Source organism: Acididesulfobacillus acetoxydans (assembly GCF_902729405.1).
Taxonomy (GTDB): Bacteria; Bacillota; Desulfitobacteriia; order Desulfitobacteriales; family Desulfitobacteriaceae; genus Acididesulfobacillus; species Acididesulfobacillus acetoxydans.
Genome location: NZ_LR746496.1, coordinates 867,241 through 888,012, shown reverse-complemented (window position 1 = coordinate 888,012; position 20,772 = coordinate 867,241). Strand labels below are relative to the sequence as shown.

At 55.4% G+C, this 20,772-nt stretch carries 30 protein-coding genes; all 30 read right to left on the bottom strand.

Going from position 1 to position 20,772, the window contains the following annotated elements:
* Positions 1-7: 7 nt before the first annotated feature.
* The 30 genes from map to rpoC all read right to left on the bottom strand — a co-directional run bounded on the left by map (position 8) and on the right by rpoC (position 20,746).
* Positions 8-754 carry a type I methionyl aminopeptidase gene (map, locus tag MNU25_RS03970; RefSeq protein ID WP_240983877.1) on the bottom strand — a complete coding sequence of 249 codons (747 nt, stop codon included), beginning with the start codon at positions 752-754 and terminating at the stop codon, positions 8-10.
* Positions 751-1,401, bottom strand: coding sequence for an adenylate kinase (locus MNU25_RS03965; RefSeq protein ID WP_240983876.1), 651 nt, complete (start codon positions 1,399-1,401; stop codon positions 751-753). Before MNU25_RS03965 ends, map begins: the two co-directional genes overlap by 4 nt.
* A 14-nt stretch (positions 1,402-1,415) precedes the next feature.
* Positions 1,416-2,702 carry a preprotein translocase subunit SecY gene (gene secY / locus MNU25_RS03960; RefSeq protein WP_240983875.1) on the bottom strand — a complete coding sequence of 429 codons (1,287 nt, stop codon included), beginning with the start codon at positions 2,700-2,702 and terminating at the stop codon, positions 1,416-1,418.
* Position 2,703: 1 nt separating this feature from the next.
* Positions 2,704-3,147 (bottom strand): 50S ribosomal protein L15, encoded by a 444-nt coding sequence (gene rplO, locus MNU25_RS03955; protein ID WP_240983874.1) that lies wholly within the window; start codon positions 3,145-3,147, stop codon positions 2,704-2,706.
* 17 nt (positions 3,148-3,164) lie between these two features.
* A complete protein-coding gene (rpmD, locus tag MNU25_RS03950) occupies positions 3,165-3,347 on the bottom strand; it encodes a 50S ribosomal protein L30 (protein WP_240983873.1) in 183 nt (60 codons plus the stop codon).
* Positions 3,348-3,358: 11 nt separating this feature from the next.
* Positions 3,359-3,859 carry a 30S ribosomal protein S5 gene (gene rpsE / locus MNU25_RS03945; RefSeq protein WP_240983872.1) on the bottom strand — a complete coding sequence of 167 codons (501 nt, stop codon included), beginning with the start codon at positions 3,857-3,859 and terminating at the stop codon, positions 3,359-3,361.
* 23 nt (positions 3,860-3,882) lie between these two features.
* A complete protein-coding gene (rplR, locus tag MNU25_RS03940; protein ID WP_240983871.1) occupies positions 3,883-4,251 on the bottom strand; it encodes a 50S ribosomal protein L18 in 369 nt (122 codons plus the stop codon).
* Positions 4,252-4,293: 42 nt separating this feature from the next.
* Positions 4,294-4,848: a 50S ribosomal protein L6 gene (rplF, locus tag MNU25_RS03935; protein WP_240983870.1), complete on the bottom strand. Its 555-nt coding sequence runs from the start codon at positions 4,846-4,848 to the stop codon at positions 4,294-4,296.
* A gap of 40 nt (positions 4,849-4,888) precedes the next feature.
* Positions 4,889-5,287 (bottom strand): 30S ribosomal protein S8, encoded by a 399-nt coding sequence (gene rpsH / locus MNU25_RS03930; RefSeq protein ID WP_240983869.1) that lies wholly within the window; start codon positions 5,285-5,287, stop codon positions 4,889-4,891.
* Between the two features lie 28 nt (positions 5,288-5,315).
* A complete protein-coding gene (locus MNU25_RS03925) occupies positions 5,316-5,501 on the bottom strand; it encodes a type Z 30S ribosomal protein S14 (protein WP_047830796.1) in 186 nt (61 codons plus the stop codon).
* A 17-nt stretch (positions 5,502-5,518) separates the two neighbouring features.
* On the bottom strand, positions 5,519-6,058 hold the full coding sequence (rplE, locus tag MNU25_RS03920) for a 50S ribosomal protein L5 (protein ID WP_240983868.1): 540 nt from the start codon (positions 6,056-6,058) through the stop codon (positions 5,519-5,521).
* Positions 6,059-6,082: 24 nt separating this feature from the next.
* Positions 6,083-6,418, bottom strand: coding sequence for a 50S ribosomal protein L24 (gene rplX, locus MNU25_RS03915; RefSeq protein ID WP_240983867.1), 336 nt, complete (start codon positions 6,416-6,418; stop codon positions 6,083-6,085).
* 29 nt (positions 6,419-6,447) lie between these two features.
* Positions 6,448-6,816: a 50S ribosomal protein L14 gene (rplN, locus tag MNU25_RS03910; protein WP_240983866.1), complete on the bottom strand. Its 369-nt coding sequence runs from the start codon at positions 6,814-6,816 to the stop codon at positions 6,448-6,450.
* 35 nt (positions 6,817-6,851) lie between these two features.
* Positions 6,852-7,112 carry a 30S ribosomal protein S17 gene (gene rpsQ / locus MNU25_RS03905; protein ID WP_240983865.1) on the bottom strand — a complete coding sequence of 87 codons (261 nt, stop codon included), beginning with the start codon at positions 7,110-7,112 and terminating at the stop codon, positions 6,852-6,854.
* A 22-nt stretch (positions 7,113-7,134) separates the two neighbouring features.
* The gene (gene rpmC / locus MNU25_RS03900; protein WP_240983864.1) at positions 7,135-7,338 is read right to left on the bottom strand and encodes a 50S ribosomal protein L29; all 204 of its coding nucleotides are present in this window, start codon (positions 7,336-7,338) and stop codon (positions 7,135-7,137) included.
* Positions 7,328-7,765 (bottom strand): 50S ribosomal protein L16, encoded by a 438-nt coding sequence (gene rplP / locus MNU25_RS03895; protein ID WP_240983863.1) that lies wholly within the window; start codon positions 7,763-7,765, stop codon positions 7,328-7,330. Before rplP ends, rpmC begins: the two co-directional genes overlap by 11 nt.
* Positions 7,766-8,425: a 30S ribosomal protein S3 gene (gene rpsC / locus MNU25_RS03890; protein WP_240983862.1), complete on the bottom strand. Its 660-nt coding sequence runs from the start codon at positions 8,423-8,425 to the stop codon at positions 7,766-7,768.
* A gap of 3 nt (positions 8,426-8,428) precedes the next feature.
* Positions 8,429-8,770 carry a 50S ribosomal protein L22 gene (gene rplV / locus MNU25_RS03885; RefSeq protein WP_240983861.1) on the bottom strand — a complete coding sequence of 114 codons (342 nt, stop codon included), beginning with the start codon at positions 8,768-8,770 and terminating at the stop codon, positions 8,429-8,431.
* Positions 8,771-8,788: 18 nt separating this feature from the next.
* The gene (gene rpsS / locus MNU25_RS03880; protein WP_047830787.1) at positions 8,789-9,070 is read right to left on the bottom strand and encodes a 30S ribosomal protein S19; all 282 of its coding nucleotides are present in this window, start codon (positions 9,068-9,070) and stop codon (positions 8,789-8,791) included.
* Positions 9,071-9,100: 30 nt separating this feature from the next.
* Positions 9,101-9,928, bottom strand: a complete 828-nt coding sequence (gene rplB, locus MNU25_RS03875) for a 50S ribosomal protein L2 (RefSeq protein ID WP_240983860.1) — start codon at positions 9,926-9,928, stop codon at positions 9,101-9,103.
* A 25-nt stretch (positions 9,929-9,953) separates the two neighbouring features.
* On the bottom strand, positions 9,954-10,241 hold the full coding sequence (gene rplW / locus MNU25_RS03870; RefSeq protein ID WP_240983859.1) for a 50S ribosomal protein L23: 288 nt from the start codon (positions 10,239-10,241) through the stop codon (positions 9,954-9,956).
* Positions 10,241-10,864, bottom strand: coding sequence for a 50S ribosomal protein L4 (gene rplD, locus MNU25_RS03865; protein ID WP_240983858.1), 624 nt, complete (start codon positions 10,862-10,864; stop codon positions 10,241-10,243). The genes rplW and rplD overlap by 1 nt, the downstream gene beginning before the upstream one ends.
* Positions 10,865-10,888: 24 nt before the next feature.
* Positions 10,889-11,533, bottom strand: coding sequence for a 50S ribosomal protein L3 (rplC, locus tag MNU25_RS03860; RefSeq protein ID WP_261487660.1), 645 nt, complete (start codon positions 11,531-11,533; stop codon positions 10,889-10,891).
* Between the two features lie 220 nt (positions 11,534-11,753).
* Entirely contained in the window at positions 11,754-12,062 is a 309-nt protein-coding gene (rpsJ, locus tag MNU25_RS03855; protein WP_240986717.1) for a 30S ribosomal protein S10, read from the bottom strand.
* Between the two features lie 249 nt (positions 12,063-12,311).
* Entirely contained in the window at positions 12,312-13,514 is a 1,203-nt protein-coding gene (gene tuf / locus MNU25_RS03850; RefSeq protein ID WP_240983856.1) for an elongation factor Tu, read from the bottom strand.
* A gap of 137 nt (positions 13,515-13,651) precedes the next feature.
* Entirely contained in the window at positions 13,652-15,730 is a 2,079-nt protein-coding gene (gene fusA, locus MNU25_RS03845) for an elongation factor G (protein ID WP_240983855.1), read from the bottom strand.
* 38 nt (positions 15,731-15,768) lie between these two features.
* Positions 15,769-16,239 (bottom strand): 30S ribosomal protein S7, encoded by a 471-nt coding sequence (rpsG, locus tag MNU25_RS03840; RefSeq protein ID WP_240983854.1) that lies wholly within the window; start codon positions 16,237-16,239, stop codon positions 15,769-15,771.
* A 73-nt stretch (positions 16,240-16,312) separates the two neighbouring features.
* The gene (gene rpsL, locus MNU25_RS03835; protein WP_047830777.1) at positions 16,313-16,732 is read right to left on the bottom strand and encodes a 30S ribosomal protein S12; all 420 of its coding nucleotides are present in this window, start codon (positions 16,730-16,732) and stop codon (positions 16,313-16,315) included.
* A 108-nt stretch (positions 16,733-16,840) separates the two neighbouring features.
* Positions 16,841-17,098 carry a L7Ae/L30e/S12e/Gadd45 family ribosomal protein gene (locus tag MNU25_RS03830; protein ID WP_047830776.1) on the bottom strand — a complete coding sequence of 86 codons (258 nt, stop codon included), beginning with the start codon at positions 17,096-17,098 and terminating at the stop codon, positions 16,841-16,843.
* A gap of 177 nt (positions 17,099-17,275) precedes the next feature.
* Positions 17,276-20,746 carry a DNA-directed RNA polymerase subunit beta' gene (gene rpoC, locus MNU25_RS03825; RefSeq protein ID WP_277350657.1) on the bottom strand — a complete coding sequence of 1,157 codons (3,471 nt, stop codon included), beginning with the start codon at positions 20,744-20,746 and terminating at the stop codon, positions 17,276-17,278.
* Between the last annotated feature and the right edge of the window lie 26 nt (positions 20,747-20,772).

The following is a 20,772-nucleotide window of genomic DNA, read 5'->3' as shown; positions in this document are numbered from 1 at the left end:
CTCGCGGCTAAGACCGGGTCAAAATCTCCGGGCCATTTTCCGTAATGGCAACCGTGTGCTCGAAATGGGCGGAGGCTCGGCCGTCTTTGGTAATCACCGTCCAATGATCGGAGAGGGTTTTGACTTCATACGTGCCCAAGTTGATCATCGGCTCAATGGCCAAAACCATTCCTACCTCAAGCCGCGGCCCCCTGCCGGGCTTGCCAAAATTGGGAATCTGCGGTTCCTCGTGCATGGCCCTGCCAATGCCATGCCCCACGTAATCGCGAACAACGGAATAGCCGCGGCTTTCCACATAGGATTGAATGGCATGAGAGACATCGTAGAGACGCTTGCCCCGAGTTGCCTGACTGATCCCCTGATACAAAGCAGCTTCGGTCGCCTCTAAGAGCCCTTTTACCTCCGGTGCAACGTCCCCTACCGGCAGCGTAACGGCCGCATCGCCAAAATACCCGTCAATAACCGCTCCACAATCGATACTGATAATATCTCCAGATTCTAATTTCCTTAAACCCGGTATCCCGTGAACCACTTCTTCGTTCACCGAGGTACACAAGGTGGCGGGAAACCCATTGTAGCCCTTGAAGGCCGGAACAGCACCGCGCCCGCAGATATAATCCTCAGCCAAACGATCAAGTTCCTGGGTGGTGATTCCCGGGCGAACGGTCCTGCGCATCAGATCCAGAGTTTCCCCCACAATGGCCCCTGCCTTGCGCATCCGCTCTATCTGACCGGGCGTTTTCAACTCAATCATACCGCTTGTCCCAGGGCGACCAGGATATTCTGCAGCACCATGTCAATCTCTTGATCTCCTTCGACTTCTTTCAGCAAGCCGAGATTGCGATAGTACTGAATTAAGGGTTCTGTCTGCGCATTGTAGACAGCCAAGCGGTTCTTTGCGGTCTCCAACGTATCGTCCGCCCGTTGGTAAAGTTCCCCGCCGCATTCGTTACAAACTCCTGCCTGAGCGGGAGGGTTAAACAGCGTATGATAGGTGGCTCCGCATTTGCGGCAGACCCGGCGGCCGGTCAAACGGGCCAGAAGTTTTTCTTCGTCCACCCGCAGGTTGAGCACTCCGTCCAGTCTGATCCCCAACTTAGCCAAGATTTTGCCCAAAGCATCAGCCTGAGCCACCGTGCGCGGAAAACCGTCCAGCAAAAACCCGTTGGCGCAATCCTCTTGCGACAAACGCTCTGCCACGATGCCAATCGTCACATCGTCCGGCACTAAGGCTCCCGCTTCCATATACTCTTTCGCCTTCAGGCCCAATGGCGTACCCGCTTTCATCGCCGCCCGGAACATATCCCCGGTTGAGATGTGTGGAATATGAAAACGGTCGACGAGTACTGCTGCCTGAGTTCCTTTTCCGGCCCCCGGCGGGCCCATGAGTATGGTTCTCATAACTTCGCCCCCTCTTATTTCATAAACCCTTGATAGTTCCTCATCATCAGTTGGGACTCGAGCTGCTTCATGGTATCCAGGGCCACGCCCACAACGATGAGAAGGGATGTACCGCCAAAGTAAATATTTTTCAAACCGGTCAGTCCGATTACCAGACTGGGCAGAACGGCGATAACGGCCAGGAACAGCCCGCCCACCAAAGTGATCCGGTTGAGAACCTTGGAAATGTAGTCGGAGGTCGGCCTCCCCGGCCTCAGCCCGGGAATAAATCCCCCGTATTTCTTCAGGTTATCGGCCACGTCCACCGGATTAAAGGTAACGGCCGTATAGAAAAAGGTAAAGAACAGAATCAGTATCCCGTACAGGATGAGGTACGGAATGGAAGTCAAAGATCCGTTCATGCTGAACCACTGGTTGACAAACAGGGCAAAACCCGAATTGGGAACCCAAGTCGCAATCGTCTGGGGGAAAGCCAGAAGCGAAATACCGAAAATGATCGGTATAACCCCCGCCTGGTTGACCTTGAGCGGAATGTGCGAACTCTGCCCGCCGTAGACGCGCCTTCCCACCACTCTTTTAGCATACTGGACATTGATTTTCCGCTGGCCCTCTTGGATATAGATGACCCCGGCAATAACAAGGGCGGCAATGATAACCAGCCCCACAATGGAAAAGATACTGACCTCGCCGACCAACGCCAGGCTATAGAGTGACTTCAGCCCGTTCGGCACCCTGGAAACGATCCCGGCGAAAATAATCAGGGAAATGCCGTTGCCGATTCCTTTTTCCGTAATCGCCTCTCCCAACCACATGAGGAAAACCGTTCCCGCCGTCAAGACAATGGCGACCATTAAGTAAGTCGGCCATCTCCAAGCTTCACTGGGAATGAGCAAGGCGCTGCGGATGCCGAGAGTCAAACCGAACCCTTGGACGAAGCCCAGGATCACGGTTCCGTAGCGCGTGTACTGAGTGATCTTCTTGCGTCCGTAATCTCCCTCTTTGGACAGTCGTTCAAGCGCGGGAATGACCACGGTCAGGAGTTGCAGAATGATGGATGCCGTCACATAGGGCATAATATTCAAGGCGAAAACCGTCATATTCTTGAAAGAACCGCCGGAAATCGTGTCGAGAAAGTCGAAAACGCTGCCGCTGCCGATCATCTTCTTCAGCAGCGCATGATCGACAAAGGGTATGGGAATATGGGCGCCGATCCGGTAAATCAAGAACATCAGCAGGGTAAAACCGACCTTTTTGCGGAGGTCCGCAACCTTCCAAGCATTTTGCAGGGAATCCAATATCATCTTACCCCACCTCGACTTTGCCGCCAACGGCCTCGATTTTTCCTTTCGCCGCCTCACTGACCTTGTCCACCTTGACGGTCAGGGCTTTCGTCAACTCTCCTTCGGCCAGGACTTTCACTCCGTCCCGAACTTTCTTAATGAGGCCGACTTCAAACAACTTTTCAATCGTAACCTCTTCCCCGCTTTCAAAGCGGCTTTCCAAGTCACCGACATTGACGATGGTATATTCTTTACCAAAGATATTGGTAAAACCCCGCTTCGGCAATCGGCGGTACAACGGCTGCTGCCCGCCCTCAAACCCGGGGCGCACGCCGCCGCCTGAGCGGGCTTTCTGGCCTTTGTGCCCTTTGCCCGCAGTTTTTCCCTGCCCCGAACCTATCCCCCGGCCGAGACGTTTGCTGTCCCTGGTCGAGCCCGGGGCCGGTTTCAGCTCATGCAGTTTCATGCTGGTAAAACACCTCCTTACTCGGCAATTTGTTCAACGGACACCAGATGGGCACACTTGCTGATCATGCCTTGGATAGAAGGCGAATCTGCATGAATGGCGCTGGAGCCGACTTTGCCAAGTCCCAAAGACCGGAGGACCAGGCGCTGCTTTTGCGGATGGCTGATCGGACTCCTGACGAGTGTCACTTTAATCTTCACGGCTAACCCTCCTAACCCAGGATTTCTTCCACAGTCTTGCCGCGGAGTTTGGCCACTTCTTCCGCCCGTTTCAGGGACGTCAAGCCCGCCATAGTCGCATTCACCATATTGTGCGGGTTGGCCGAACCCAATGATTTCGTCAGAATATCATGCACCCCGGCCGCTTCCAAAACCGCCCTGACCGCGCCACCGGCTATGACACCCGTACCGGCAGAAGCCGGCTTGAGCAGGACCTCACCGGCCCCGAACACCCCTACGATCGGATGCGGTATCGTCGTCCCCGTCAGCGGAATCAAGATCAGACTCTTCTTGGCATCTTCAATCCCTTTGCGAATGGCCTCGGGAACTTCTCCGGCTTTGCCCAGACCGGCGCCCACATGGCCCTGCCCGTCCCCGACAACCACGAGAGCACTGAAGCTGAAGCGGCGCCCGCCTTTCACGACTTTCGCGACCCGGGCGATATGCACTACTTTTTCCGTCAGTTCCAGCTTACTCGCATCGATTTTCGCCAACGATTTTCCCTCCTTTACCTTTCTCAGAAGTTCAGCCCGCCTTCGCGCGCTCCGGCGGCCAACGCCGCAACCCGTCCCTGGTATATATTTCCTCCCCTGTCGAAAACCACTTGCCCTATTCCTTTATCCCGAGCCCTCTTGGCAATAAGTTCGCCCACTTTCTGAGCGCCCTCGACATTGCCCCCGGACAGTTTCGCCTCTTTAAACTCCGCGTCCAGGGAAGAGGCCGCCGCGAGGGTCGCCCCCAGAGTGTCATCAATAACCTGAGCGTAAATATGATTGAGGCTGCGGAACACGGCCAGACGCGGGCGTTCGGCCGTCCCGGTCACGCTCTTGCGCACCCTGGTATGCTTGTGTCTGCGAATCGCCTGGCGATCAACGGTTTTTCTCAACGAAACTCGCTCCTTTCCCGGGCAAACGCCATACCTCTTGCCCTATTTTTTAGCACCTTTCTTGCCGCCCGTCTTACCGACCTTGCGCCGAATCACTTCGTTTTCATACTTTATCCCCTTGCCCTTGTAGGGTTCCGGCTCCCGTTGCGTGCGCACGATGGCGGCAAAAGCGCCCACTTTCTCCTTGTCCATCCCTTTGACCAGGATTTTCGTCGGAGCGGGCACTTCAATTTCAATGCCCTCGCTGGGTGTCAGTTCCACCGGATGGGATTTGCCCACCGTCAAGACCAGTTTATTCCCCTGCTTCGCCGCCCGGTAGCCGACACCCACCAGTTCCAGCCCTTTGCTGAAACCATCGGTAACCCCTTGCACCATGTTGGCCACGAGAGACCTGGTCAGCCCATGCAAAGAACGGTCTGCAGGCTCGTCACCGGAACGCGTCACAAGAATTTGCCCGTCTTCCACAGCCAGATGGATGGACGGATGCAACTCCTTCGTCAAAGACCCTTTCGGTCCCTGCACCGTGACTGTGTTGCCCTCCATTTTGACCACCACGCCGCCGGGAATGCCAATGGGCAGCTTGCCAATTCTGGACATTCACTGCACCTCCGTCTTATAGTCCAATAGCTCCCTTAACTTACCAGATATAGCAAATGACTTCTCCGCCCAATCCTTCCTTGCGGGCCTGTTTATCCGACATAATTCCCTTGGACGTGGAGATCACGGCGATGCCCAGGCCGCCCAGTACTTTTGGAACCTCATCTTTCTTGGCATATACGCGCAGCCCTGGCCGGCTGATGCGTTTTAAGCCGCTGATCACGCGTTCCCGATTGGGGCCGTATTTCAAGTAAAGCCGGATCACACCCTGCTTGTCGTCCTGAATCGTTTCCACGTCTTTGATTAAGCCTTCCGCTTTCATCAGCTGCGCGATATCTCTTTTAATCCGCGAGGCGGGAATTTCGACTTTATCGTGGTAAACCAAACCCGCGTTGCGGATCCTTGTCAGGAAATCGGCGATAGGATCTGACATTGACACTAGAATCTTCCCCCTTCCTTACAGTGGCCTACCAGCTGGCTTTCGTAATTCCGGGAAGCTCGCCTTTATAGGCCAATTCCCGGAAACAGATCCGACAAATCCCAAATTTGCGCATGTAAGCATGGGGACGGCCACAGATTTTGCAGCGATTGTGAACACGCACCTTAAATGACGGTTCCTTTAATTGACGAACAATCATTGACTTCTTAGCCACGCTTTCGACCCCCTCCCCTATTCGTGGAACGGCATACCAAACAGGCGCAGCAATTCGCGCGCTTCTTCGTCGGTTTGAGCCGTCGTGACAAAGACAACGTTCATACCCCGTACCTTATCGATCTTGTCATACTCGATCTCGGGGAAAATAATCTGTTCTTTTAAGCCCAAGGTGTAATTCCCGCGCCCATCAAAAGACTTGGCGGAAACCCCGCGGAAATCCCGGACCCGCGGCAGGGCGACATTCAAAAGCCGATCCATGAATTCGTACATCCGCTCCCCGCGCAGGGTCACCTTCGTTCCGATCGCCATACCTTCGCGGAGCTTAAAGGCCGCTATCGACTTCTTGGCCCGGGTGACAATCGGACGCTGTCCGCTGATCTTCGTCAGATCTCCGACCGCCGCGTCGATGGCCTTGGAGTTTTGAATGTTTTCCCCCACGCCGACGTTAATCACGATCTTTTCCATTTTCGGAATCTGCATAACGTTTTTATAGCCAAACTTCTGCTGCAAAGCGGGAGCTATTTCGCTGGTGTACCGTTCTTTTTGGCGAGCCACCTAGGTCCCTCCTTTCGCCCTAATCTATTTCTCCGGCAAATTCATACCGCACTTAGTACAAACCCGTACCTTGCCGGAATCCGTCATCTTCACCCTCAAACGCGTCACGGAATTGCACTCCGGACAGTAGAGCATGACGTTGGAACTCGCGATGGGGGCCTCTTTTTCAACGATACCCCCCTGCGGCAGGCTTTGTGACGGGCGTGTATGGCGTTTCACGATATTCACTTTCTCCACGATCACCCGGCCTTTTTTCGGCAGCACCTGCAGGACTTTCCCTTTTCTGCCGACATCTTTGCCGGTGATCACCATCACCGTGTCGCCCTTCCTCACATGCATCTTTTGCCTTACTGCGGCCACTTTATTTCACCTCCGCTGCCATACGTTCTTTAGATCACTTCCGGGGCCAGAGAGATAATCTTCATAAAATCCCGGTCGCGCAGTTCGCGGGCCACCGGGCCAAAAATACGTGTACCCCGCGGGCTCCTGTCGTCTTTAATGAGAACGGCCGCGTTTTCGCTGAAGCGGATGTACGAACCGTCCGGTCGCCTGATTTCCTTCGTTGTCCGCACAACCACGGCTTTTGCGACCTCTCCTTTTTTGACAACGCCGCCTGGTGTTGCTTCTTTCACCGCAACGACAATAATATCGCCGACCGAGGCATAACGCCTGAATGAACCCCCCAAAACCCGGATGCACATGACTTTTTTCGCTCCGGTGTTATCGCCGACCTTGAGTGTCGTTTGAACCTGGATCATCCCTTAAGACCCCCTTTCCTGTGCTGCAGAGCATATCAGAGGACGACCGCTCTTTCCGTAACTTCGACCACACGCCACCTCTTGCTCTTACTGAGCGGGCGGGTTTCCATGATAACCACAGTGTCCCCCACATGAGCGGAGTTATTTTCGTCGTGGGCGTGAAACCTCTTGGTATGGGCAATCGTGCGCTTGTAGATTGGATGACGCTCTTTGATTTCAACCGCCACGACCACCGTCTTTTCCATTTTATCGCTGACGACCTTACCGATCCGGACTTTACGTTGGTTTCTTTCCACTCGTGTATCCTCCTTTCCCAGCCTAAACGCGCTCGATGTTCAGTTCGCGCTCGCGGAGAATTGTCTGCCCTCTCGCAATGCCCTTGCGCACTTCACGGATGCGCATAAAATTGTCAAGTTGTCCCGTGGCCAGTTGAAAACGTAAATTAAACAGTTCCGTTTTGAGCTCATCGATTTTCTTTAGAACCTCTTCGTCCGTCAGATCGCGGAATTCCTTACTCCTCATCCGCGCCACCCCCTTCGAGCTCCTCACGGCGCACGATTTGGCATTTAATCGGAAGTTTATGAGCCGCCAGCCGCAAGGCCTCACGGGCCACCTCTTCCGGGATGCCGGCCAGTTCAAACATCACGCGTCCGGGCTTGACAACCGCCACCCAATACTCCGGCGCTCCCTTGCCGCTGCCCATGCGGGTCTCCGCCGGCTTCGCGGTTATCGGTTTATCCGGGAAAATCTTAATCCACACTTGACCGCCCCGTTTGATGTAACGGGTCATGGCGATACGGGCTGCCTCAATCTGCCGGTTGGTAATCCAGGCGGGTTCCAGAGCTGCCAAACCGAATTCGCCAAAGGTCACGGTATTGCCGCGGGTCGCTTTCCCTCTCATGCGGCCGCGGTGTTGTTTCCGGTGTTTTACTCTGGTTGGAACAAGCATCTATTTTCCTCCTTCCACCTGAGAGACTTTCTTGGCGGGAAGAATTTCTCCTTTGTAAATCCAAACTTTAACGCCGATTTTGCCATAGGTCGTGTTCGCTTCCGCGAAGCCGTAGTCTATGTCGGCGCGCAAAGTATGAAGGGGTACTTTCCCCTCGTTATACCACTCCGTCCGGGCAATCTCCGCGCCAGCCAAGCGGCCGGCACAGGAAATCTTGATCCCCTGGGCTCCCTGGCGCATGGTGCGGCCGACGGTTTGTTTCATCGCCCGGCGGAAGGAGATCCTCTTTTCCAACTGCTGAGCCACGCTCTCGGCCACGAGTTGGGCGTCCAGCTCCGGCTTCTTTACTTCCACGATGTTGACGGCGACCTGTTTCCCGGTCAGCCCCTCCAACTGTTTGCGCAGGTTCTCGACTTCGACACCGCCTCTGCCGATAACTATCCCGGGTTTCGCGGCATGGACGGAGACTTTGACCCGGTTGGCCGCGCGTTCAATTTCCACTTTCGGCACCCCGGCCTGGAACAGCTTCTTTTTGATAAACTTGCGGACTTTCAGGTCCTCATGCAGGAGTTCCGAGTAATTCTTATCGGCATACCAGCGGCCTTCCCAGTCACGGATGATTCCGACGCGAAAGCCTTTCGGATTAACTTTTTGACCCATCGCCTAGTCCTCCTTCTTGTCGCCGACCACCACGGTGATGTGACTGCCCCGTTTGCGAATTTGATCCGCCCGGCCCATAGCGCGCGGTTTAATCCTTTTCATAGTCGGCCCCTGGTCCACGTAAATCCGGGTAACAAAAAGTTCGTCCGGGTTAAGTTCCAGATTATGCTCCGCGTTGGCTACGGCCGACTTGAGGACTTTCGTCACCGGCTCCGTCGATCCGTTCGGGGTAAAGCGGAGGATGGCCAATGCCTCGGGAACTTTCTTGCCGCGTATCAGATCGACAACCTGGCGTACCTTGCGAGGAGAGACACGCACATATTTGGCAATCGCTTTGGCTTGCATTCCAATACCTCCTCCAGATTAACGTAGCCCGCTTGATTTTTCACTGCCGGCGTGGCCCTTAAAGGTGCGGGTCGGCGCAAACTCACCCAGTTTGTGCCCCACCATATCTTCGGTCAAATAAATGGGAATATGCTTACGGCCGTCATGAACGGCAATCGTATGCCCTACCATCTGAGGGTAGATGGTCGAACGCCGGGACCACGTCTTGAGGACGCGTTTTTCGCCGGATTGATTCATCGCTTCCACCCGCTGCAACAGCCGGGCTTGCGCGTAGGGTCCTTTTTTGAGGGATCTGCTCATTCCTGGGCCTCCTTTCGGCTGGTATAAACCTTATTTGCTGCGCCGCTTGACGATAAAGCGACTCGTCGGATTCTTTTTCTTGCGCGTCTTGGCACCCAGGGCCGGTTTGCCCCAAGGAGTGACAGGATTGCGCCCAATCGGGTTGCGCCCCTCGCCCCCGCCATGGGGGTGATCGACGGGGTTCATCACCGAACCGCGCACGGTCGGCCTGATGCCCAGCCACCGCGTTCTCCCGGCTTTGCCGAGGTGAATATTTTCGTGCTCGAGGTTGCCGACCTGGCCGATGGTGGCCCGGCAATTCAGATGCACCAGCCTCATTTCTCCGGAGGGCAGGCGCAGAGTGGCGTAAGCCCCTTCCTTGGCCATCAACTGGGCGGAGCCGCCGGCTGTCCTGACCAACTGAGCCCCTTTGCCGGGTTTCATCTCAATATTGTGCAAAAGAGTTCCCACGGGGATGTTCCTCAGGGGCAAAGCGTTTCCCACCTTGATGTCGGCATCCGCCCCGGAAACGACTGTCATACCCACCTGCAGGCCGTTGGGAGCCAGAATATAAGTTTTGAGACCGTCCGCATAATGGAGCAAGGCGATATTGGCCGAACGGTTGGGATCATATTCTATCGCGGCAACTTTGGCCGCAACCCCGTCTTTGCCGCGCTTAAAATCAATAACCCGATAGAGGCGTTTATGCCCCCCGCCCTTATGCCTAACGGTCAAACGCCCTTGCTGGTTGCGACCGGCGCGTTTGCGCAGAGGCTCGGTCAGGGAACGCTCGGGTTCACTTTTCGTAATTTCCTCGAAGGTCGAGACACTCATCTGACGCCGACCCGGAGAGGTTGGTTTAAATGCTTTAACCGGCATGGCTAACACTCCCTTCGCATCCGCTTTAGAGACCGGCAAATCCTTCGATCGCGTCTCCGGGTCTCAAGGTCACGACGGCCTTCTTCCGATCCGGAGTTCTGCCGCTGTGGCGACCCACCCGTTTCACGCGGCCTTTGACATTCATGGTCCGGACTTCGGTCACACCCACTTTAAACATCTTCTCCACCGCGTTTTTGATTTCGATCTTATTGGCGGCCGGGTCGACCCAGAAGGAGTATTTGTTTTCAGCCGACAGGTTCACCGATTTTTCGGAAATGACCGGACGTCTGAGAACATCACGTGCATCGCGCATTACGCAAACACCTCCTCCGCTTTCGCTACGGCCTCTTGGGTCAAAACCAAAACATCGTGGTTTAAAATATCAAAAACGTTCAAGCCCTGGACCGGCGTGGCCTTCACGCCGGCGATGTTGCGCGCCGCCCGGCTGATTGTCTCGTCGCTCTGAGCGGTTACAACCAGGGCCTTCTTGCCGGCCTTCAACGCCTCCAGAACTTTAACCATCTCTCGTGTTTTCGCTTCCGCCAGCTTCAATTGGTCCAGAACAATCAAATTCTCCAACTGAACTTTGGCTGAGAGAGCGGAGCACAACGCCAGCCGCCGTACTTTCTTCGGCACTTGGAAACCATACTTGCGGGGCTTGGGGGCGAATACTACTCCGCCGCCCCGCCAAATCGGCGAACGTGTGCTGCCGGAGCGCGCCTTGCCCGTTCCTTTCTGCCGCCAGGGCTTGCGTCCGCCGCCGCGCACTTCACTGCGCAACAAGGCGGACTGGCTGCCGCTGCGCCGGCCGGCCAGGAGAGAGACAACCGTCGTATGCACCGCGTGTTGGTTAGGTTTTATTCCGAAAATATCTTCGTTCAAGTCAATCTCCCCGACGGGAGCGCCTTGCATATTTAATACTTGAACTTTAGGCATGCCCGATTCCTCCTTTCTCTCGCGTTACTTCGCCTTAACGCCCTTGACGGAAGCTTTCAGAATGAGCAATCCTTTTTTTGCCCCCGGAACTGCCCCTTTGACTAAAACCATGTTCTTATCCACATCAACCCGGACAATTTCAAGGTTTTGCACCGTAACCCGGTCTCCGCCCATACGTCCGGGAAGTTTGCGTCCTTTAAAAACGCGAGCCGGACCCTTCGCGCCTAACGAACCTGTGCGGTGATGGTATTTCGACCCATGTTTCATAGGTCCCCGCCGCGCGCCGTGCCGCTTGATCATCCCTTCAAAGCCTTTTCCTCTGGACACGCCCACGACGTCGATGCGATCCCCGCTTTGAAAAACATCCGCCTTGATTTCCTGCCCTAACTGGTAGCCTTCCACGTCGTCCGCCGACACTTTAAACTCTCTGAGAAAACGCAGCGGCTTCTGCTGAGCTTTTTGAAAATGGCCTTTCTCCGGCTTATTCGCCAAGCTCTCCCTTTTCTCGCCAAAGCCTACTTGAATGGCGTTATACCCGTCCGTTGCGGCAGTTTTCTTCTGCACGACATAACAGGGTCCTGCTTCCACAACCGTGACGGGAATCAAGTGCCCATTCTCCACGAAGACTTGGGTCATCCCGACTTTTCTGCCCAAGATCCCTTTAGACACGAATGCCACCTCCTAACGCTTTGAAGTGCACCGAAGTTTTCCGGAGCACGAGAGCGTTTCTATTTTGCTCGGAACCTGCGCCATACCCGCACTTTCGGGCTTGACCGCGGCCCGCACTTTGGAACCACGCCTCCGGGCGTTTCACACAACAAACACAGATATTATAGCACAAATACCTTTGCAATGCCAGTAAAATTTCCCCTCTGGCGAATAGCCACCCTTATAATTTGATCTCAATATCGACCCCCGCCGGCAGGTCCAGACGCATCAGGGAATCGACCGTTTTCGACGTGGGCTCGAGAATGTCAATAAGGCGCTTGTGTGTTCGCATCTCAAACTGTTCGCGGGAATCCTTATTGACGTGCGGAGAACGAAGAATCGTGTAGATGTTTTTCTCCGTGGGCAAAGGAATGGGGCCGCTCACCTGCGCCCCGGTCCGTTTCGCCGTCTCGACAATCCTGGCGGCCGACTGGTCCAACGCCTTGTGATCAAACGCTTTTAAACGAATGCGGATCTTTTGGCTCATTATAACCATCCTCCTTCAGCCCTCTCAAGCGGGCAAATGGCGTAAAAATTACCCGGTCCGGGCGGAGCCCCCGTGCCGGCAACCTTTTACGCTTCACTTTTTCCCGGCCCTGTTCGCCGGAAAGTTACGGGCGGCAGGCAAAGCGGCCGCCCTCCCCAAACGCGGAAACCGGGAAACCGAACTCCGGGCAGCCCGCGGATTTCGGCACTTTTGACATAGTCTCTCCGGCCGAACCGTCCGGTTCTTCAGGATTTATTCCACGATATTGGCAACCACTCCGGCTCCCACTGTACGGCCGCCCTCGCGGATAGCGAAACGCAGACCCACTTCCATGGCAATCGGGGTAATGAGTTCCACATTGATCGTAACCCGGTCTCCCGGCATGATCATCTCCGTCCCTTCGGGCAGTGTGATGACTCCGGTCACGTCCGTGGTGCGGAAGTAGAACTGCGGCCGGTAGTTGTTGAAGAAAGGCGTATGGCGTCCGCCCTCTTCCTTGCTCAAGACGTATACTTCGCCGCTGAACTTCGTATGAGGCTTAATGCTGCCCGTCTTCGCCAAAACCTGACCGCGTTCGACGTCCTTGCGTTCCACGCCACGCAGCAGGCAGCCGATATTGTCCCCGGCTTGGGCCTGATCGAGAAGCTTGCGGAACATCTCCACCCCGGTCACCACGGTTTTGCGAGGCGCATCCGTCAGGCCGACGATCTCCACTTCATCTCCGACTTTCACCATGCCGCGCTCAACCCTGCCGGTAGCCACGGTTCCGCGGCCGGTGATGGTAAAGACATCTTCCACAGGCATAAGGAAAGGTTTGTCGGTATCGCGCTGCGGTGTGGGAATGTAGGAATCGATGGCATCCATCAGCTCCCAGATCTTGCCGCACCACTCACACTCGCGTTTACCGCAGCCGCATTCAAGAGCCTTCAAGCCGGAACCCGCGACAATCGGAATATCGTCGCCCGGGAATTCGTATTCGCTCAACAGCTCACGGATTTCCATTTCCACAAGCTCCATCAGTTCCGGATCATCCACCATGTCTGCTTTGTTGAGCCAGACCACGATATAGGGCACACCGACCTGACGGGCCAAGAGAATATGCTCCCGCGTTTGCGGCATCGGTCCGTCGGCGGCGGAGACAACCAGGATGGCCCCGTCCATCTGGGCGGCGCCGGTGATCATGTTCTTGATGTAATCGGCGTGGCCTGGGCAGTCCACGTGGGCATAGTGCCGGGTGGCTGTTTCATATTCCACGTGAGCCGTCGAAATCGTGATACCGCGTTCCCTCTCCTCCGGGGCCTTGTCAATCTGGTCAAAAGCCGTGGCTACCGCTCCGCCGGTCTTAGACAGAACCAGGGTGATGGCCGCCGTGGTAGTCGTCTTGCCATGGTCAACGTGACCGATGGTTCCGACGTTAACGTGGGGCTTGGTACGTTCGTACTTTTGTTTTGCCATTTGAGTGTTTCACTCCTTTAATAGAATTAAGGTCAAGGATTTGGCCACAATGTGGCATTACTCGGCACTGTACCCGGGCCGGAACTGACCATGCTGACGCAGCCTCGATGTCTGACCTCCGGCTTCCGGTCTCTGAATCAGGCGCCTTGCCGTTTCGTGATGATCCCTTCGGCGATGTTCTTGGGCACATCCTCGTAATGATCAAACATCATTACGTAGGTACCCCGTCCCTGGGTGCGCGAGCGCAGATCCGTCGCGTAACCGAACATTTCGGCCAGCGGTACAAAACCCCGCACTACTTGAGCTCCCGCCCGGGCTTCCATTCCTTCGATTCGTCCCCGCCTTGAATTCATATCCCCGATCACGTCCCCCATGTATTCTTCCGGGACCGTGACTTCAACTCTCATGATCGGTTCCAGAATCACGGGATCAGCCTTGGCAGCCGCTGCTTTAAAGGCCATGGAGCCGGCAATCTTGAAAGCCATTTCTGAAGAATCCACGTCATGGTAGGACCCGTCGTAAACCGTGGCGCGCACGTCCAGGACCGGGTACCCCGCCAGGATACCGTTTTGCATGGCCTCTTCTATACCCGCACCAATCGCCGGAATGTACTCCCTGGGGATCACGCCGCCGACAATCTTATTGACAAACTCAAAACCGCTGCCCGCTTCCAGGGGTTCCAACTCAATCCAGCAATGGCCGTACTGACCCCGGCCGCCGGACTGACGCACGAACTTCCCTTCTGCCTTGACGGCGCGATGGATCGTCTCCTTATACGCAACTTGCGGACGTCCGACATTGCAGTCCACTTTGAATTCGCGCTGCAGCCGGTCGACGATAATTTCCAGATGGAGCTCGCCCATACCGGAGATAATCGTCTGCCCGGTTTCGGTATCCGTGTGCATACGAAAGGTCGGGTCCTCCTCCGCCAAGCGGCTCAGCGCTCCGCCCATTTTCTCCTGGTCGGCCTTCGTTTTGGGCTCGACCGCAACATGAATCACCGGTTCGGGAAACTGCATGGCCTCAAGAATGATCGGGCTTTTTTCGTCACACAAAGTGTCCCCTGTGGTCGTGTCCTTCAGACCGACGGCCGCCGCGATGTCCCCGGAGCGCACCTCCTGAATGTCTTCGCGGTGATTGGCGTGCATCTGCAGAATCCGGCCAATGCGCTCACGCTTTCCTTTGGTCGAATTGTAAACATAGGAACCCGAGGACAGCACTCCCGAATATACCCGGAAAAATGCCAATTTACCCACATAGGGGTCAGCCATGATCTTAAAGGCCAAGGCGGAAAACGGCTGAGTATCGTCAGAATGTCTCTGATCATTCTCGCCCGTCTCCGGATGCACCCCTTTAATGGCAGGCACATCCAGCGGGGATGGCATGTAATCAACGACCGCGTCCAACAGCGGTTGTACCCCTTTGTTCTTGAACGAAGAACCGCAAAGGATCGGGATGAATTTCAACCCAATCGTACCGCGGCGGATCCCGCCGCGGATCTCTTCTTCCGTCAGTTCTTCACCTTCCAGATACTTCATCATGAGCCCTTCATCCGTCTCGGCCACGGCCTCGACGAGTTTCTCACGATATTCATTGGCTAGCTCGACTAAGTCTCCGGGGATATCGGCGATGTCACTGGTGGTGCCAAGATCATCCGTGTAGGTGACGGCTTTCATCGTCACCAAATCCACGATCCCTTTGAAGGAATCTTCAACCCCTATAGGGAGTTGGATTGGTACGGGATTAGCACCCAGCCGGTCGGCAATCATTGAAACTCCCCGAAAAAAATCGGCACCCATCCGATCCATCTTGTTGATATAGGCAATACGGGGAACCCCGTACTTATCCGCCTGCCGCCATACTGTCTCGGATTGTGGCTCAACACCGCCAACCGAACAAAAGACGGCCACTGCGCCATCGAGCACGCGCAGAGAACGCTCCACTTCTACTGTGAAATCCACGTGTCCTGGTGTGTCTATGATGTTAATGCGGTGATTTTTCCAGGCACAGGTCGTGGCCGCCGAGGTAATCGTGATGCCGCGTTCCTGCTCCTGGACCATCCAGTCCATGGTCGCAGCGCCGTCATGAACTTCCCCGATCTTGTGCACCCGTCCTGTGTAGAAAAGGATGCGCTCGGTCGTCGTCGTTTTGCCGGCATCGATGTGAGCCATGATGCCGATATTCCGAGTCCTCTCTAATGGATATTGCCTTGCCATGATAATCCCCCTTTCTGCCAAAGTCACAACCGGACCGATTACCAGCGATAATGAGCAAAGGCCCTGTTGGCTTCAGCCATCTTATGCGTGTCTTCCTTTTTCTTAACGGAACCGCCGGCGTTGTTGGCCGCGTCGAGGAGTTCCCCGGCCAGCTTCTCCTGCATGGTTTTTTCACTGCGTTTGCGGGAATAGCTGACTAACCAGCGCAGCCCCAAAGTTTGCCGGCGTTCAGGCCTTACTTCGATTGGAACTTGGTAATTGGCGCCGCCAACCCGCCTGGCTTTAACCTCCAGAACCGGCATGACATTTTTCAAGGCCGTTTCGAAGACCTCCACCGGATCTCGGCCCGTCTTTTCCTTAATAATGGTGAAGGCGTTATAACAAATAGATTCTGCCGTTCCTTTTTTACCGTCAAGCATGATCTGATTGATAAACTTCGTGACCACCCTATTTTTGTAAATCGGATCGGGCAGGATCTCGCGCTGAGCAATATACCCTTTGCGTGGCAAATGATTTCCCCCCTTTCAGACAAACATGACACAAACTCCCGTGGCCACCGCACTCCGGGGTCCAAAACGGCGCCTATTTCTTCTTCGCGCGTTTTGCCCCGTATTTAGAGCGAGCCTGATTCCTTTTTTGCACACCAGTCGTATCCAACGCGCCTCTCACAATGTGGTAGCGAACGCCCGGAATATCTTTCACACGGCCTCCCCTGACCAAAACCACGGAGTGCTCCTGAAGGTTATGACCAATTCCCGGAATGTAAGAAGTGACCTCCACCCCATTGGTCAGGCGCACACGCGCCACTTTGCGCAGAGCCGAGTTCGGTTTCTTCGGGGTCGTTGTATACACCCTTGTGCACACTCCGCGTTTTTGCGGCGATCCACCTGAAGGGAATTGCTTACGTTCTAGCGAATTATAGCCCCACTGCAAAGCGGGAGCTGTTGACTTCTTTTCGATTCTGGAACGTCCAAGACGAACAAGCTGACTGATTGTCGGCATGCCTACACCTCCTTCCTGCACGGACAATAAACAATATACAAGGAATTGCTTGCCCCAGCATCAGGCAAGCAATTCCAAAACCCGCATGCAAAACAAACTCTCGGCCGTTTACGGCCGGTCAGCCAAAATCGCTGCCACCGCCGCTCCGACCTCGATTCCGCAAGCCCTTCCCAGTTCGGACATGCTTCCCACTTCGACACATTCCACACCGTGACTTTGGCACAGTTCCCTGATCGGCCGCACGATCCGGGCATCGGCGTCGCGAGCCACGTAAACGCGCTCCACCGACCCTTTTTCCAAGGCCCTTTGGGTCTGTTTCAGACCGATCGTTTTCCTGCCGGCGTGTTTCAAGGTTTCATCAAGCAAGATTCATGCTTTCCCCCTTCACTGCACCCATAAAATCACACGATGACATTTTAGCATTCCCACAGTTCGCTGTCAAGCTGCAAAAAACCGTCTGAACCCCCAAGTTCTTTGAGCGTGCAACTATTTCGGGGCAAATTCCCCTGCCGTAAAAGTGCAGCCGACAGACTACGGACCGGTTCAAACCTCCGCCGGAGCGGAAACTTTCAGGTTGCGGTAACGGGACATACCCGTTCCGGCGGGAATCAGCTTGCCGATAATGACGTTCTCCTTGAGACCCAGCAAAGGATCGACTTTCCCTTTAATGGCAGCCTCCGTGAGGACGCGCGTCGTCTCTTGGAAAGAGGCCGCCGAAAGAAAGGAATCCGTGGCTAAAGAGGCTTTCGTAATCCCCAGCAAAACCGGCCTCGCCACCGCGGGCTCACCCCCGTCGGCAATAATCTTGGCATTGGCTGCTTCAAAGTCGAAAATGTCGATCAACCCGCCCGGCAGCAGGGTCGTGTCGCCCGGCTCTTCGATTTTCACCTTGCGCAGCATCTGGCGAACCATCACTTCAATGTGCTTATCATTAATGTCAACCCCCTGCAAGCGGTAAACGCGCTGAACCTCGCTGAGCAAGTAAGCCTGAACCCCGCGCAGCCCTTTGACTTTCAACATGTCATGCGGATTGACGCTGCCCTCCGTCAGCTCGTCCCCCGCTTCTACCGTATCCCCGTCATGCACACGCAGGCGGGAGCCGTAGGGAATCGTATAGACGATGCGTTCTTCTTTCGCCCCCGTCACTTCGACTTCCCGGCGAAGTTTAACCTCCCGCATAGCCACTTTCCCGTCGATCTCGGCGATAATCGCCTGGCCTTTCGGTTTGCGGGCCTCAAAGAGTTCCTCGACCCGGGGCAAACCCTGAGTAATGTCATCACCGGCGACCCCACCCGTGTGGAACGTGCGCATGGTCAGCTGGGTTCCCGGCTCGCCGATAGACTGAGCGGCAATGATTCCCACTGCCTCACCCTGTTCGACCGGGCGTCCCGTGGCTAAATTGCGCCCATAGCACTTTTTGCAGACGCCGAAACGGGTCTTGCAGTTCAACACCGAGCGAATCCGCACCGACTTGTAGAACTTGGCGATGAGTTTTGCCTGGTCTTCGTTGATCTCTTCCTCGCTTGTCGCCAGAATTTCCCCCGACTCCGGGTGATACACATCCTCCAAGAGAAAACGTCCGACCAGCCGCTCCTCCAGTTTTTCGATCACTTCCGGCCCGTCTTTGATGTCCTCAACGGTAATGCCGGCCGTCGTACCGCAATCGTCTTCGCGGACGATGACATCCTGAGACACGTCGACCAGACGGCGCGTGAGATAACCGGAATCGGCTGTCCGCAAAGCCGTGTCCGCCAGGCCCTTTCTGGCTCCGTGCGAGGAGATGAAGTATTCCAAAACCGTCAGGCCCTCCCGGAAATTCGCCTTGATCGGCAATTCAATCGTCCGGCCGGACGGGTCTGCCATTAAGCCCCGCATTCCCGCCAACTGGCGCAACTGTTGAATGTTGCCGCGCGCACCGGAGTTGGCCATCATGTAGACCGGGTTAAACTTGTCCAAAGTGTCCATTAGGGCCTTAGTGACAGAATCCGTGGCTTTAGTCCAGGTGTCAATAACCAAGGCGTAGCGTTCTTCGTCTGTGATCAGTCCCCGCCGGTACTGCTGCTCGATCTTGGCGACGAGACCGTCGGCCTCCGACAAGATCCGTTTCTTCTCCGCCGGCACCACAATATCCGAGAGGCCGACCGTGATCCCGGCCCGAGTGGAGTACTTGAAACCCAAACTCTTGATCCCGTCCAAGAGGGTGGCTGTGGCCGCATATCCCCCGACGCGATAGGTTTTGGCCACGATATTGGCCAAAGTTTTTTTACCGGCCACTTCGTTGATGTAATCAGGTCCCCCCGGGACGTTGACCACGTAAGGCTCACTCTTCCCGGTGGGAATAACCGAGTTGAAAAGGATGCGCCCCACCGTTGTCTCGACCAGTTTGCCCAGCGAGCGCACTTTCATCATGGCTTGCAGATGGAGTTCCTTGCTGTCCATGGCCAAGAGCGCTTCATCGACATCCCGGAAGATCTTGCCCTCGCCCGTAGCCCCCGGACGGTCAATCGTCAAGTAGTAAGCTCCCAGAACCAAGTCCTGGTTCGGTTGAGCCACCGGTCTGCCGTCTTTGGGGTTGAGAATATTGTGAGCGGAAAGCATAAGCAGCCTCGCTTCGGCCTGGGCTTCCACCGACAGCGGCACGTGCACAGCCATCTGGTCCCCGTCAAAATCGGCATTATAAGCCGTGCAAACCAGGGGATGAATCTGTAAAGCGCGCCCCTCAACCAATACCGGTTCGAAAGCCTGAATCCCCAGCCGGTGCAAAGTAGGCGCCCGGTTGAGCAGAACCGGGTGACCGGTGATGACCTCCTCCAAAACATCCCAAACCTCGGGACGAACCCTTTCTACCATCCGTTTCGCACTTTTAATGTTATGGGCGTGCCCTTCGTTGACCAGCTTTTTCATGACAAAAGGTTTGAAAAGTTCGAGGGCCATTTCTTTGGGCAGTCCGCACTGATGCAGCTTGAGGTTCGGCCCCACGACAATCACCGAACGGCCGGAATAATCCACGCGCTTGCCGAGCAGGTTCTGGCGGAAACGCCCCTGCTTACCTTTTAACATATCGCTGAGCGACTTAAGGGGGCGGTTGCCGGGACCGGTTACCGGCCGCCCGCGGCGTCCGTTATCGATCAAGGCGTCCACCGCTTCCTGCAGCATCCGTTTCTCATTGCGCACAATAATATCCGGCGCACCCAGATCGAGCAGGCGTTTCAAACGGTTGTTGCGGTTTATCACCCTGCGGTAAAGATCGTTTAAGTCGGAAGTGGCGAAGCGGCCGCCGTCCAGTTGGACCATGGGCCGGAGTTCCGGGGGAATCACCGGCACGACATCCAGGATCATCCATTCGGGCCGATTCCCGCTTTGCAAAAAGGACTCAACCACTTCCAGCCGGCGGATCGCCCGCACCTTGCGCTGACCGGTTACTTCCTTAAGTTCGGTGCGCAGCTCATCATTGAGTTTCAGTAAGTCGATTTCGACGAGGAGTTTCTTGATGGATTCCGCCCCCATGCCCGCTTCAAAACGCGTCCCGTATTTTTCCCGGTACTCCCGGTACTCGGTCTCGGTCAAAAGCTGTTTCGGCATGAGCGAAGTATCCCCAGCCTCAGTTACTATATAAGAAACAAAGTAGAGAACTTTTTCCAGGGCCCTGGGGGACATGTCCAGGAGAAGTCCCATGCGGCTGGGAATCCCTTTAAAATACCAAATATGAGACACCGGCGCCGCCAACTCTATATGCCCCATCCGTTCCCGGCGCACCTTGGAACGCGTAACTTCCACCCCGCAGCGATCGCACACGATTCCTTTGTAGCGCACCCTCTTATATTTACCGCAATGACACTCCCAATCCCGGGTCGGTCCGAAGATTTTCTCACAGAACAGCCCTTCCCGCTCCGGTTTGAGCGTCCGGTAATTAATGGTTTCGGGTTTCTTAACCTCTCCGTAAGACCAGTTGTGAATCATTTCCGGGGAAGCGAGACCAATGCGCATACGGTCAAAGTTGTTGACGTCCAGCAAGTTTCTCTCTCCTTTCGCCCCTGAGG

What these genes read in the sequence shown, in the direction of transcription:
- map (WP_240983877.1), bottom strand. Translation starts at nt 754, where the DNA reads ATGATTGAGTTGAAAACGCCCGGTCAGATAGAGCGGATGCGCAAGGCA.
- MNU25_RS03965 (WP_240983876.1), bottom strand. Translation starts at nt 1,401, where the DNA reads ATGAGAACCATACTCATGGGCCCGCCGGGGGCCGGAAAAGGAACTCAG.
- secY (WP_240983875.1), bottom strand. Translation starts at nt 2,702, where the DNA reads ATGATATTGGATTCCCTGCAAAATGCTTGGAAGGTTGCGGACCTCCGC.
- rplO (WP_240983874.1), bottom strand. Translation starts at nt 3,147, where the DNA reads ATGAAACTGCATGAGCTGAAACCGGCCCCGGGCTCGACCAGGGACAGC.
- rplF (WP_240983870.1), bottom strand. Translation starts at nt 4,848, where the DNA reads ATGTCCAGAATTGGCAAGCTGCCCATTGGCATTCCCGGCGGCGTGGTG.
- rplN (WP_240983866.1), bottom strand. Translation starts at nt 6,816, where the DNA reads ATGATCCAGGTTCAAACGACACTCAAGGTCGGCGATAACACCGGAGCG.
- rpmC (WP_240983864.1), bottom strand. Translation starts at nt 7,338, where the DNA reads ATGAGGAGTAAGGAATTCCGCGATCTGACGGACGAAGAGGTTCTAAAG.
- rplP (WP_240983863.1), bottom strand. Translation starts at nt 7,765, where the DNA reads ATGCTTGTTCCAACCAGAGTAAAACACCGGAAACAACACCGCGGCCGC.
- rpsC (WP_240983862.1), bottom strand. Translation starts at nt 8,425, where the DNA reads ATGGGTCAAAAAGTTAATCCGAAAGGCTTTCGCGTCGGAATCATCCGT.
- rplV (WP_240983861.1), bottom strand. Translation starts at nt 8,770, where the DNA reads ATGCAAGCCAAAGCGATTGCCAAATATGTGCGTGTCTCTCCTCGCAAG.
- rpsS (WP_047830787.1), bottom strand. Translation starts at nt 9,070, where the DNA reads ATGAGCAGATCCCTCAAAAAAGGACCCTACGCGCAAGCCCGGCTGTTG.
- rplB (WP_240983860.1), bottom strand. Translation starts at nt 9,928, where the DNA reads ATGCCGGTTAAAGCATTTAAACCAACCTCTCCGGGTCGGCGTCAGATG.
- rplW (WP_240983859.1), bottom strand. Translation starts at nt 10,241, where the DNA reads ATGCGCGATGCACGTGATGTTCTCAGACGTCCGGTCATTTCCGAAAAA.
- rplD (WP_240983858.1), bottom strand. Translation starts at nt 10,864, where the DNA reads ATGCCTAAAGTTCAAGTATTAAATATGCAAGGCGCTCCCGTCGGGGAG.
- tuf (WP_240983856.1), bottom strand. Translation starts at nt 13,514, where the DNA reads ATGGCAAAACAAAAGTACGAACGTACCAAGCCCCACGTTAACGTCGGA.
- fusA (WP_240983855.1), bottom strand. Translation starts at nt 15,730, where the DNA reads ATGGCAAGGCAATATCCATTAGAGAGGACTCGGAATATCGGCATCATG.
- rpsL (WP_047830777.1), bottom strand. Translation starts at nt 16,732, where the DNA reads ATGCCGACAATCAGTCAGCTTGTTCGTCTTGGACGTTCCAGAATCGAA.